Source organism: Ruegeria sp. F11, from assembly GCF_056533855.1.
Genome location: NZ_JBQFOW010000016.1, coordinates 1 through 12661 on the forward strand (window position 1 = coordinate 1; position 12661 = coordinate 12661).

Here is a 12661-nt window from a genome sequence, read left to right on the forward strand (position 1 = left end):
CAATCTCTTCGGGCCTCGGTCGCTTGTTTGCCATTCGTAGTCCTCCGTCTCCTAAACATAACGGTGGACCCGTTCAGTTGGGGAGGCTCAGCTAAGCGTCAATCAATTGTCCGGCGCGCCCACCACACAGATGAACCTGCGGATGAACCTGCCCGCAACCGCCACCGATGCAGGGGCTCCCGGCGACACGCAACCGCTCTCGGTCGAGTATTTCGACAATCTGGGCAAGTCCGAAAGTGTCGATATCGAACTGGTTCCGACCGTCCCTGCAACCGGGTCCAGCAATGAATGGACCATGACCTTGCGCGATTCGGCCTCGGGCGACGCAGTGATCGGGGAGTACACGCTGACCTTCACCGACAGTCGAACCGCCGGGGGCACTCTGGCCAGCGTCACGCCGGTGTCCGGCGGTGCCTATGATCCGGCAACCGGCAGTGTCGTGGTCAACGTCGCTGGCGGCCCGATGGAGGTGAATATCGGCATGATCGGTGACGCCGACGGCATCACGCAACTGTCCGACACCTTTGCGCCGGTGTCGATCACCCGCGACGGGTCCGCCGTGGGCACGATGACCAGCGTGCAGGTGGATGAAAACGGATATGTGTACGCCTTCTACGATACCGGCATCAGCCGCCGCATGTTCCAGATTCCGCTGGCGGATGTGCCAAACCCCAACGGCCTGACCGCGCTCGACAGCCAGACCTACGCGCCGTCACGGGAAAGCGGCACGTTCTTCCTGTGGAACGCAGGCGAAGGCCCTACCGGAGACCTGATCTCATTCGCGCGCGAGGAATCGACCACGGATGTTGCGACCGAACTGACCTCACTGATCCAGACGCAGCGGGCCTATTCGTCCAGCGCCACGGTGATCCAAACCGTGGATGAGATGTTGCAGGAAACCACGAATATCAAACGGTAATCCGGGTTCTGAACGCGGGAAAGGAACGGCCTCATGAACATGTCGACGGCTTTGAACAACGCCTTGGGCGGGCTGACCGCAGCCAGCCGCGGAGCAGCGGTGGTGTCCGGAAACATCGCCAACGCCCTGACACCGGGCTATGCGCGCCGGTCGCTGGAACTGGCCACCAGCCCGACTTCGGGCAATGGGGTACGCACCGTTGGCGTGATACGGCATCAGGACCCGGTTCTGACCGCCAACAGGCGCACGACCGACGCCGATCTGGCCCGACAGACGGCCCTGTCCGACTTTCACAACCGGTTCGAAGGGCTAGTCGGCTCGGCCGATGATCCCGCATCGCTAACAGCGCGGCTGTCCGCGTTCGAAGGCAGTCTGATCACCGCCGCCAGCCTGCCCGATTCCGCCGAACGTCTGAATCAGGCGGCCCGCGCAGGGGCCGATCTTGCGACTGGCCTGAACACCGCGTCCGAGGGCCTGCGGCAGGCGCGATCGGATGCCGACCGCAAAATCGGCGCGCAAATCGAACGCCTGAACCAGACGCTGCAGGATATCGAAGAGCTGAACGCCAAGATCCCCGCGATCCGGTACTCGGGCGGCGACATTGGTGCCCTGCTGGATCAGCGGCAGGTGTTGATTGATCAGGTCAATGAGCTGATGCCGGTCAACGTTGTGGCACGCAGCAACGATCAGGTCTCGCTCTACTCCGATGGCGGGCTGATCCTGCTGGAGGGCAAAGCTGCAGAATTCACCTTTTCGACCACTGGCGAGACCAAACCGCATATGACCGTCGCCAATGGGCTGTTGTCGGGGTTGGAGATGAACGGCAAGCCGGTTCGTACCGCCGGGGACACCGCCCAGATCAGGGATGGGTCGCTGGCCGCGCAATTCACAATTCGCGACGAGTTGGCGGTGGAGGCGCAGGATCAGCTAGACACCGTCGCCCGCGATCTTGTCGAACGGTTTGAAACCCCCGGGCTGGACCCGACCGCTGGCCCGACCGATCCGGGGCTGTTCACGGATGCCGGAAACCGGTTCGATCCGGCAACCATGATCGGAATTGCGTCCCGGGTCGCGTTCAATCCGGTGGTCGACCCCGATGCCGGGGGGGACAGTTGGAAACTGCGGGCGGGTCTTGGCGCGGCAACGCCCGGAAACCCCGGGGATGCAACCCAACTGCAGGCCTTTGGCGCAATTCTGAACGACGCCCGCCCCCTACCGGGCGCACTGTTCGGCACTGGCAATATGCGCGCCGCCGAACTGACCGAAGCCCTGCTGTCGAAAGCGGGTGCCAACGCCCATGTCGCCACCCAGCGCAAGACCTTCGCCAACGCGGCGCAGGTGCACATGGCCCAGATCGAGGCTGAGCACGGCATCGATACCGATCAGGAACTGCAAGGCCTGATGCAGATCGAACAAGCCTATGCCGCAAATGCCCGGGTCATCACCGTCGTCGATGAACTGCTGCAAACCCTACTGAGGTTGTGACTATGAACTTAACCGCAATTGGGGATTTGGCCCGGGGCATGACCCTTCGGACCCGCGCCACCGAGATCAAAGCTCAGATCGAAACCCTGTCCTATGAGATGTCGACCGGCAAAGTGCAGGATGTGTCCGGTCATCTCGGCGGCGACTATTCTCAACTCCTGGATCTGGACCACTCCCTTGCCCGGCTCGACGCGTTCCGGATCGCCACGGCCGAGGCTAGCCTGTTCACCGACGCGATGCAGCAAAGCCTGACGACCTTTGATGAGTCGCTGGGTGAAATCACCGCCTCTCTGCTGTCCTTCGGGACAGCGGTGAGTACCGTGACGCATGAGCAGGCCTCGGTTCAGGCCCGCAATGAGCTTGACACCATGATGTCTGCCCTGAACACGCGCGCCGGGGGTCGCAGCCTGTATGCTGGGATTGCAACCGATGTTTCTCCGCTGCCCTCTGCGGACACGCTTCTGACCGCGTTGCAGGCGGAACTGACCGGCCTGACAACAGTGACTGACATTCGCACCGCCGCCGAGGCCTGGTTCAACGATCCTGCCGGGTTTGATGCGGCGATCTATCAGGGGTCGAACGCGCCGCTGGCCCCGATGCACATCTCGGAAAATGAGCGTATTGACGTGCCCATCACCGCAACCGACCCGACATTCAAGGCCGCGCTCAGGGATGTGGCGCTGGCCGCGCTGGCCTCGGACACCGCACTGGGGTTGCCACCGGTTCAACGGACAACCCTGTTCACGCAACTGGGCATCGATCTGGCCAATGCGCAGAACGACACGGTGAACCTGCGGGCACAGGTTGGCGCTGCTGAGGCGCGCGTCGAACAGGCGGCCACCCGCAATGCGGCGGCGCGGACCAGCCTCGAATTCAGTCGGAACACGCTGATCGCCGCCGATCCATATGAAACGGCAACCCGTTTGCAAACCGTTCAGTTCCAACTGGAAAGCCTGTATTCCGTCACCGTGCGGAACGCGAGCCTGTCGCTGGTGAATTTCCTGAGATGAGGGTTCTTCTTTTTCTTCTGATGCTGCTGCCCGGTCTGGCCTCGGCAGGGGCAATCCGGCTCAAGGATCTGGTGGATTTCGATGGGGTCCGCGGCAACGATCTGGTCGGCTATGGTCTTGTTGTCGGCCTGAACGGCACCGGCGACGGGCTGCGAAACTCGCCCTTCACCGAAGAGATCATGTCGAACATCCTCGAACGGCTGGGTGTCAATGTCACGGGGGAGGATTTCCGGCCCAAAAACGTTGCAGCAGTTCTGGTCACCGCCAGCCTACCCCCTTTTGCTCGTGTTGGCGGCCAGATTGACGTGACCGTCTCGGCCATCGGGGATTCCGGTAACCTGCTGGGCGGCACCCTGATCATGACGCCCCTGAACGCGGCGGATGGCCAGATTTATGCGGTGGGTCAGGGCACCGTTCTGGCCGGCGGCGCGGTGGCCGAGGGCGAGGCGGCTTCAGTCGTTCGCGGGGTGCCCACATCCGGGGTCATCCCCTCGGGCGCGCGGGTGGAAAAGGAAATCGACTTTGACCTGTCGACCCTGACCCGGATGCGACTAGCCCTGCGCGAGCCGGACTTTACCACCGCCAGCCGGATCGAGCGGGCCATCAACACCGAATTCAACAGCGCCGTCGCGATCATGCGTGATTCCGGCACGGTCGAGCTTAACATCGACGCCACGCAATCGGTGTCGACCGCCCATGCGATCGGCCGGATCGAAAACATCCTTGTCGAGCCGGAAACCAAAGCCCGTGTGGTGGTCGATCAAAGGTCCGGAACCATTGTGATGGGGCAGGAGGTGCGTATCTCACGTGTCGCGGTCTCACAGGGCAACCTGACCCTGACGGTTGAGGAAGCCCCGATTGCCGTGCAACCCAACCCGTTCGCTCAGGGCGAAACCGTCGTCGTGCCAAGAACGCTTGCGAATATCGAAGAAGAGGAAGGAACAGGCCTCGCCGAAATCCCCGAGGCGACCACCCTGTCCGAGGTTGTGGCAGGGCTGAACGCGCTGGGGGTATCCCCGCGCGACATGATCGACATTCTCAAAACGATCAAGGCGGCGGGCGCTTTGCATGCCGAGTTCATCGTCAGATGACCCCGGCCCTTTGGACTATTTTAACGCCGTGACTACTTTGACTTCCAACTGTCCAGCCACCGGCGGAACCCGTTTCGCTTTTCCTCAATCGCGTCGCCTGCGGCGTAGATCCCGTCCTCGACATTTTCGAGCATTGGATCGATCCGGCGCTGCCGGAACCGCCGCCAGCGCACCCAAAGGGCCCAGATCAAAGCCGCAAAAACCGTCAGGAAGATGATGTTGAACCACGGGATCAGCCGGACATCAGGGCTGTCAACCGGGCGTACGGATACTGCGTTGGGAAAGATCGACATAAGCTGATTGCGCCAGCCATAATGGCGCAAAACCACCCATTGCGGATTATCTGCGGTCGAGACAAGGTTGGTAAGCTCGGCCTGCAAGTTCGAGCTGTCGAGCTTGAAATACGGTGGCCAACCCCAGCCGGTATCCTCATTGCGATACACGCGCGGCTTCCCGTTTGGGCGGAATGTTTCGACAAAACGCACATCGCGATTGACGCTCTGCGCCCCTTCCTGGCCGGTATCCTGCTGCGCCCAGAAGATCGAGTTTTCACCGAAATCAACACGCCGCACCTCGGTTTTAACGATCCGCACAACATCCTGCTGCGGCAGCGTGTATTCCAGCACCGACGCAACCAGAACCCAAAACACTGTGATGAACGCCCATTTGACATAGACCATCTATCCGGCCCTCATTTGAAATTTGTTATGTAGATCAGCAAGGCAATAGCCCCAAGTGGAATAACATAGACACCCAGCAGCAGTTTCTTGCGGAACGATTTGTCATATTGCTTCATCCCCCGCATCAAAAAAGCCTCACGATCACCGTTCAGCCCTTTTTTGTCCCAATGCGCGATCAGCTTGCGGCGGCGGACAAGACGGGAATAGATCGACAACCCGACATAGATCACCGTCAGAACGACCAGCAACGGTATCAGAAAGCGAATTGCAACGATCATTTACTTTCTCTCCAAAGCACCCCAGGGGCCGACACGAGTAATCATCGCATCGCTGATCCGATCCTCGCCGCTCATATCCGGTTCATGGCCGAACAGCGCGGCGCGGGCTCCGGCCTTGTCCACCTGATACTCGCGCGCGAGGAAGTCGGCAACATAGGCTTTCTTGGCCTCGGGCCATGTGGCGTAGGTGCTGTAGAACAGCTCTTTATGGCAGATGAACATCTGACGCGGGTCTAGCGGCGCAAGCTCGGCCAGCAGCATGTTCACCAGATCGCGGTGCGGCGTATCCGCCGCCCGCAGGGTATAGAAATAGGCCGGATGGTCCGAGGTAATCCGCGGCCACGGCCCCCCTTCGCGCGCCCAGCGCAACAGGTCCGCCAACCCGTGAAAAGCCTCGGGCAGGCGATCGGCGTGGTTGCGCGCCAGACGGCGCATGTCGCTGCGATCCAGCGCGGTCAGGTCGATATCGGCATCGGCAGCGGCGGCGACGGTCAGAAAATCCATCTTCTGCTGCAGGATCGCAGCGGAATCCACGCCGCGCGCTTCGATGATGGTTTCGACCAGACCGTTGAAATCCAGAAACCGGGCGATCCGGTTGCGCTGCGATTTGTGGAAGACGAACTCCATAGGCAGATCGTCGGGCGTGTCACCCATGCAAATCGCCGCCGGGTGATCCAGATCAGGGAACAGATAGAGCCCGCCGAAATGCGCCGTCCAGAAATTCGGCTGTTCAAATGCGGTGTGGCGCAAGTGCACCGGATTGCGAGTCACGTCGCCCGTGTCTTTGGCGGTTTCGATCATCTTCGCGATCAGCACATCGTCGAACCAGGCGTCTTCTTCTGTTTTGAACCGCTCGACCATGCCCGCCAGTTGCTCGGCTTTGCGCAGGGTGCCACCGACCGTGTCGGCCTCGATCTCGATCTTGCGCATGTTCAGCAGATCACCCGGCGTAGTGAGTTTGAAGACCGAGTTCACCAGCTCTCCGGCCACCGCATCGGTGGCGGTCAGGGCGAACAACTGCGCCTCGTTCATCTCGATGAACTCACGCAGGATATCGCGCGAGGTCGAGAATTTGACGTTCAGCAAAGGCGCGCGTTTCTGTTCGGTCGTCAGCAGGATGAACTGCCGGTTGACCCCGTTGGGGTTGAGGTAGAGCTCGTCCTCCAGCTCAATCCCCACCTCCGGCGAATAGCCCGAGATATCGACATGGAAATCCGAAAGCTGAGTGGTCTTGCCCGCGAGATGTTGCAGCGCGCGGTTGTACCGCTCAACCAGAGCCGGGCTGGAGATGTGGACAAGGTTGCCAAACATCAGGCCTTTCTCGATAAGGCGGATCATGAGGCAAGCCTTCGTTCAGTTGGTGACTGTTCAATTGACGGCAGACAACAATCGATCATGATACAGCCCCACTTTCCAAGGAAGCCACTTTGAACCTGTGAAACAAACCACAGAAAGCTACTGGAATCCAAATAAGTACCGCCCAAACGGACCAACCGAATTTCTTTAGAATTGGGCAAGGCAAGCCGCTTGTGAGGGGGTCGCCGCAAGTCTCCCCAACGGCAAAACCTGTTGCATAAAGAAGAGCGATAACCGTCAAGACTGACATTAGCGAGATCGTGATTGCGACGTCGACTAACAACGCCAAAAGAATATGTAGTCTTTCCAGCGGCTTGAGCCAAAACAGAGACACGAAAACAAAACTCGAAACCGAAAGCAGAACTAGTGCGATGAGATACGGAAGAAAAAAGCCCCAAAAGCTCATTTTTTTCCCTCCAGATACCGCCGCTTGGCCCCTTCAATCCGGCCCATCTCACGTACCGGGTTCTCGATAGCGACCTCGTCGCTCTTGTCGGCATGGCGGAACTTACCGGCGAGCCGGGTTTTCATCTGTTGTACCACTTACCTCATTCCATCCTTTGGAAACGCCCAACAACCACAACTGCCAACACCAACAACGGCAACGCAAACGCCCGCACGGTGATCTGCAGGTTGAACCCGATGTAAGACACCACGCTGCCCTCAAACAGCAACAATGTCTCATCCCATGAGGTACCTTCGAACCCACTGCCGGTGTTTACGCCGAACTGGGTCAGAAACAGAACCGCCACGGCGCCCAGAAATCCGAATACGCCCCAGCGCAGGGGCAGGATCAGGCCCAGAACAACTGCCAGGCCGGTGATTGCGAGTGTTAAAGTCATGCCATTGCTTCCTTTTTCCGGCGATGCGTCATCGCATACGCTCCGCCGGCCAAGATCATCGCGGGCACGAACCAGAACAACGCCCACACAAGGAAATGTGAAGGCATCTCACCGGGGCCGAACGCGTGCAAAAGGCTTGTCGGATGGGCCAACGACGCGCCGTTGATCCAGATTTGAAACAATGAACTCCAGACATATGTGAGGGCGAAGACGATCAGGGTCAGCATGGCAAACGCGCGTCTGGATGCGGGTCGGCGGCGGGCGACAGCAACCCCGAAGAACAGGCACGCGCTGATCAGGCTCGCGAAGATCAGGAACAGACTGCCGATCACCCCTTCCCCTCCATATACCGCCGCTTGGCCTCTTCCATCCGTCCCATCTCGCGCACCGCGTTTTCGATGGCGACCTCGTCGCTCTTGTCGGCATAGCGGAATTCGCTGTCGGCATAGCGGTTGATTTCCTGCATCACCATCTCGACCGTGATTGGCTGACGCAGCTCCTCGATCATCGCCTTCTTGGTGTCGTAGTCGCGGAACAGGAACAGGTCGGGGTTCTCCATCCACTCGTCGGGCAGTTCGAAATCCATCGCACGAACCTTGACCGCGTCGGTGATGTTCTTGATCGCGCGACCGGTAAAGCGCTCATCTGCCTGCTGGATCGCCTTGAGGTAGGTGCCCAGCTTGGTGATCGTGTCCATCTGCCCGATCTCATCCGACACCCGGTCATAGACCTGCATCAAAGCATCCTCATGCGGGCGGGAATGGCTTTCGAAACTGGCGGCGACGGCCTTTTTGATCTCTTGCGCGGCGTAAGCCTCATGTTCGCCCAAGGGAATGTCGTGGTTGCGGCCCATCAGCAGGTGCAGGATGTCGATATAGTCCTCGCGCGTTTGCGGCCCGTCCACCAGAAACCGCGCGCCCGCCCGCTGGCGCAGGGCGTCGTCCACATTCTCGGGGTAGTTCGAGAACATGCCAAAGGTGCAGTTGCCGCGCACGACTGTGTTTGCGCCCGCAAAGCTCTCCATCAGCACGGCGGTGATTTCCAGTTGGCCCGCGCTGGACTGCCGGTCGCCGCGTTTGCCCGCCAGTTGGTCAATATCGTCGATGGTGCCGAACCCGATGACCGACGGGTCGATGATCGTGTTGATAAACGCCTTGGCGTTCTGTCCGGATTTACCCTGATAGCTGTCGATATTGTCGGTGCTCAGGTTCTGATAGCGGAACGGATAGCCCGCGTTCTGGCAATAATCGTTGATCAACCCCGCCATCATCTGGATCAGGGTGGTCTTGCCGGTGCCCGGTTTACCATCGCCCATGAAGGTAAAGATGAACCCGCCGAGTTCCGCAAACGGGTTCAGGCGGCGGTCGAAATCATAGGCCATCACCATCTTGGCCAGCTTCATCGCCTGATATTTGGCGATATGGTTACCGACCACCTCGTTCGGTTTCTTGAACGCCATGGTCAGCGTGGTGGATTTCGCCTTTGAGGCCGGCTCAAACCCCCGGATGGTCAGATCATCGGTCTCAATATGCCAGGCGGCGTTCTGGAACGGGGCCAGATGGCCTGCGGACCCTGCACGCAGGGCGGCCTTGTCCATCAGTTGTTCAGCATAGGCGCTGGTGGCCGCGATCAGATGCGCATCGTCCGGGGCGTGTTTCGCCAAGATCTGATCCAGCTCCCACAGCGCGCCATGCAGGGCAAGCTGCCCATTGTCGGTCAGAACCTCTTCGATCTCTCCAATGTCAACGCTGGTCTCGCCCAGATGCGACGACATCAGATAGGCCAGCGCGTTGCCGAAGGTGTGCGATGTAATCAGTGCCTCAGCCGTAAGCAGTTCCGAGAATTCGGTCTTGCGCGCGGCGGGCAAGTCCCCAGCCAGATTGGCGCGCTTCAGATCAGCCAGCGGCGTCTGCTCTGCATAGGCCTCGGCCATGGCCAAAGCGATCGAGACAGCACGACGAATGGCCTGCTGCACCACCGCCTGCGACGGAGAGACCAGCGCATCACCATCATCCGACGCCTCGATCCGCTCAACCAGATGCACCCCATCCGCCCGCGCTATCCGCCGCGTCACGAGCCCCGGCGTGGTCGACCGAAACCGCCGCCCCGTCGACACGCCCGAGGACCGCTCGACCACCGCTTCAACCGCCGTCGCAATCCGCGGCGCATGCTCGAACCCGTTCAGCAAGGCGGTCGCTGCCGGATAATGCTTGCGAATATCGTCTTCCCGCAATTCCATCTGATCTGACGTCAAACTCATATGCTCAACCCTGCATCTTCTTCTCGTTCAAAATACGGTCGCCGAAGGCGAAACTAATAGCGCAACACCTGCCCTGTCTTGCTGACGACAAACTTCCGCACGTCACCAAACCCCGGCGGGTTGCGCTCGGCCAGCACCTGAAACGGACGCTGAGGCAGGATGATCGACCGCTGCGTGCGCGTCGCACCGGTTTCAGCCCCCTGCCCGCCGAACGGATCCAAGGCGAACACCTCACGCTCGACGGTCGAGAACCACCCTGCGCGTTCCTCGATCACCTCTTCGCTTTCCAGTTCCTCTGTGGTCCATGCCAGTGCCCAGTCCTGCCCCTCGGGCGCTTGTGCATCCTCCAGCACCTGCCGCAAAGGGCCGGATTGCTCGGTATAGGCCGAGGAATACATCGGCCCCACATGAATGCGGCGCAGATGTTTGGGGTGCAGGTCGTCGAAATCCTGATCGAAGCCCTTGGCAATCGTCACCAGTTTCAACCCGCCCAAGGATTGCGCCATCAAATGCGCCTGCACCTCGGGCCAGCGGCGCTGATCCTTGGGCAGGGCCGTCTTGCCACTGTCCTCCAACTGCATCAGGTAGATGACCGGCAGGTTGATCTGGCTGTCATAGACCGCCCAGTGGATCATGAACTTGCGCCGGTCGCCCTCATTCCCGATCCAGTGGCATTCGGGATCATTGCGGGCCCAGAACAGCTGACCTTTCAGCAATTCCTCGTAATAGAGCCTTTGCGACAACGCGAATTGCAGCTTGGTGGGGACTTCCTGATCGCCGATGATCGTTCGCACCATGTCGGTTTTCAGATCATCGGCTGAGGGCATATTCGCCAGATGCACCTGCGCCTGCTGCGCGTCATTGGCCATGGTCAGCAACTCGGCCGCCACCGGAAACCCGCTGTCGCGCTTGTCCATGGCAAGGCTGCCAAAGAACCGCCCCGTATCGCGCCCGACCAGTAGGTATTTCATGGACAGCGCGCGGAAGGTGTAGAGCAGCCCCGAAAGGTAACGCGACACGATCCGCACCTCTTGCTTGCTGATCGCGCCCTCCGCCTCCATCGTCGCGGCCACGCGCAGGAGGTGGACGGTGATCACCTCAAATTTGCGGAAATAGCGGCGCGAGGCGAAGGTGTCAGTCAGGCCGACATGGTCTTGGGTGGGGTTAGTCATCTTCTTCTCGATCCAAAGTCTGGAATACCAAAAAAATCCCTTATGGATCGGGGCCATCTAGCCGTCATTCTGTCCAAGAGTTTTAGGAAGGCAACAAACACCCAAACTATTCCAAACCACGTCTGTACAAACAGGTACGCAAAACCGACCGTCCAAATCGCTGCGGGAATGTACCAAAGGTATTGGGCAAGACCTTCAAGTTGGAGCGCTGGAAGGTCTTTCGCCAAGTATGCAAAGTAAAGCGATAAGACCAGTGCTGCCAAAACCCCGACGTATTTGATTAATGGGTTTCTGAGCATCACCCACCATACAAATTCTTATCGTGCTTCTCGACAATCGAGGCAAAGCGCCGCGCGAACCGCTCATCCGCCTTGGCCTTTTTCTCCAGCACGTCGCGGGCAAAGACCATATGGTCCTCATGCGCCTCAAGCATGTCCGCCATTTTCTGGTTGGTCGCGGTGCCGATGGCGGCCATCGCCGTCTGCGCCTCTTGATCCGTTTGCACGCCGATCTCGTTGATGCGGTGGGCCACGTCCTGCTGCTGCGCGGTTTTTAGCGATTTGGTCAGGGCATCGTACAGCACCACGCGCTGCTGAGTGTCTGTCTGCAGCTTGTTGATCAGCACCATCTGCGTCGCGGACTGATTTTGCAGTGAATCGACCCAGGTCTTGCCTTTTTCGATATAGCGCTCCAGCGTCTGGGATTTGGCCAGCTTGACCTGCTCTTCCTGAACCTTGGCGTTGTATTGCTTGTTCAGCTCGGCCAACTCGGTTTCCAGCTGGGTGCGCGCGGCGGCGTCCTGTTCGACGCTGATCTTGTTTTCCAACGTGATAATCGTCGGGTCCATACCCTGAATTTCAGTGCGCAGGGCCTCCAGTTCAGCCACGGTCGCCTCGCGGTCGTCCAATGTTACGGTCAGGTTGTCCTCGACCTTCACGCGCTGTTCCTCCAGCACCGACAACTGCCCTTCCAACAGCTTCACGATCACGTCGGATTTGGCGATCAGGTCCTGCAGCTTGTCGTCGATATTGGCGGTGCGCATGCGTTCCTGCCGCATCGACTCGGATTTGCCTTTCGAGAAGACGCCCACAAAGCTCTCCCACCCGGTTTTCGAGCGCATTTCGTCGAAATCCTTGGAGAATGCGTTGGTGACATCATCTAGCCCCATGATGAGTTCGGCGATATTGGCGTTCATCACCTCGGTATGGGCGTGCACATCCTCGAGCGTGGCGTTTTCGATGTCGATATCCGCCTCAGCCGTGCCAATTTTGGCCCGCGCCGCTTCGATCCGTGAGGTCAGCCCTTCGATCTGCGACTGGCTTTCGCGCACCTTGGTCTGCGTTTCCTGAATCAAAGCTTCGAATTGCTGGTTCGACATCTGCTATCCCTTTTTTTGTTTATCTACCCAATAAGATAGGTAATGTTACGCCTATTTACATCCCTTTGGGGGCTAAATTCCCGCAAAGACTGGCAAATTCACCCGGTAAAAGATAGCGGCAACAACCGCGCGGCGAGTGGTTTCGGACAGGCGCGGTTTCACGGCAACGCCCGGCGCGGTTTGTCACCAA

13 protein-coding genes and 1 pseudogene are annotated in these 12661 nt (G+C 59.4%); 4 read left to right on the forward strand and 10 right to left on the reverse strand.

The features are described from left to right. Positions 1-88 precede the first annotated feature (88 nt). From ACR0NJ_RS18400 to ACR0NJ_RS18415, 4 genes and pseudogenes are all read left to right on the forward strand, one after another. Positions 89-919 (forward strand): annotated as a pseudogene (locus ACR0NJ_RS18400) (flagellar hook-basal body complex protein); the annotation flags it as partial. A gap of 33 nt (positions 920-952) precedes the next feature. Beyond that, a complete protein-coding gene (gene flgK, locus ACR0NJ_RS18405) occupies positions 953-2404 on the forward strand; it encodes a flagellar hook-associated protein FlgK (RefSeq protein WP_480818555.1) in 1452 nt (483 codons plus the stop codon). A 2-nt stretch (positions 2405-2406) separates the two neighbouring features. After that, on the forward strand, positions 2407-3414 hold the full coding sequence (locus tag ACR0NJ_RS18410; RefSeq protein ID WP_480818556.1) for a flagellin: 1008 nt from the start codon (positions 2407-2409) through the stop codon (positions 3412-3414). Then, a complete protein-coding gene (locus ACR0NJ_RS18415; RefSeq protein ID WP_480818557.1) occupies positions 3411-4505 on the forward strand; it encodes a flagellar basal body P-ring protein FlgI in 1095 nt (364 codons plus the stop codon). The genes ACR0NJ_RS18410 and ACR0NJ_RS18415 overlap by 4 nt, the downstream gene beginning before the upstream one ends. Positions 4506-4537: 32 nt before the next feature. On the opposite strand, the gene ACR0NJ_RS18420 is transcribed toward ACR0NJ_RS18415, so the two are convergent. From ACR0NJ_RS18420 to ACR0NJ_RS18465, 10 genes are all read right to left on the reverse strand, one after another. Next, on the reverse strand, positions 4538-5185 hold the full coding sequence (locus ACR0NJ_RS18420) for a DUF1523 family protein (RefSeq protein ID WP_480818558.1): 648 nt from the start codon (positions 5183-5185) through the stop codon (positions 4538-4540). Between the two features lie 11 nt (positions 5186-5196). Then, positions 5197-5463 carry a hypothetical protein gene (locus ACR0NJ_RS18425; protein ID WP_480818559.1) on the reverse strand — a complete coding sequence of 89 codons (267 nt, stop codon included), beginning with the start codon at positions 5461-5463 and terminating at the stop codon, positions 5197-5199. Continuing rightward, positions 5464-6801 (reverse strand): DUF6638 family protein, encoded by a 1338-nt coding sequence (locus ACR0NJ_RS18430; protein WP_480818560.1) that lies wholly within the window; start codon positions 6799-6801, stop codon positions 5464-5466. Positions 6802-6856: 55 nt separating this feature from the next. Then, on the reverse strand, positions 6857-7225 hold the full coding sequence (locus ACR0NJ_RS18435; RefSeq protein WP_480818561.1) for a hypothetical protein: 369 nt from the start codon (positions 7223-7225) through the stop codon (positions 6857-6859). Beyond that, positions 7222-7350, reverse strand: coding sequence for a hypothetical protein (locus ACR0NJ_RS18440; RefSeq protein ID WP_480818615.1), 129 nt, complete (start codon positions 7348-7350; stop codon positions 7222-7224). The genes ACR0NJ_RS18435 and ACR0NJ_RS18440 overlap by 4 nt, the downstream gene beginning before the upstream one ends. A gap of 17 nt (positions 7351-7367) precedes the next feature. Further along, positions 7368-7661: a hypothetical protein gene (locus ACR0NJ_RS18445; protein WP_480818562.1), complete on the reverse strand. Its 294-nt coding sequence runs from the start codon at positions 7659-7661 to the stop codon at positions 7368-7370. After that, positions 7658-7993, reverse strand: coding sequence for a hypothetical protein (locus tag ACR0NJ_RS18450; protein ID WP_480818563.1), 336 nt, complete (start codon positions 7991-7993; stop codon positions 7658-7660). Before ACR0NJ_RS18450 ends, ACR0NJ_RS18445 begins: the two co-directional genes overlap by 4 nt. Then, on the reverse strand, positions 7990-9921 hold the full coding sequence (locus ACR0NJ_RS18455) for an AAA family ATPase (RefSeq protein WP_480818564.1): 1932 nt from the start codon (positions 9919-9921) through the stop codon (positions 7990-7992). Before ACR0NJ_RS18455 ends, ACR0NJ_RS18450 begins: the two co-directional genes overlap by 4 nt. Positions 9922-9974: 53 nt before the next feature. After that, positions 9975-11093: a hypothetical protein gene (locus ACR0NJ_RS18460; RefSeq protein ID WP_480818565.1), complete on the reverse strand. Its 1119-nt coding sequence runs from the start codon at positions 11091-11093 to the stop codon at positions 9975-9977. 298 nt (positions 11094-11391) lie between these two features. After that, positions 11392-12471, reverse strand: coding sequence for a hypothetical protein (locus ACR0NJ_RS18465; protein ID WP_480818566.1), 1080 nt, complete (start codon positions 12469-12471; stop codon positions 11392-11394). Between the last annotated feature and the right edge of the window lie 190 nt (positions 12472-12661).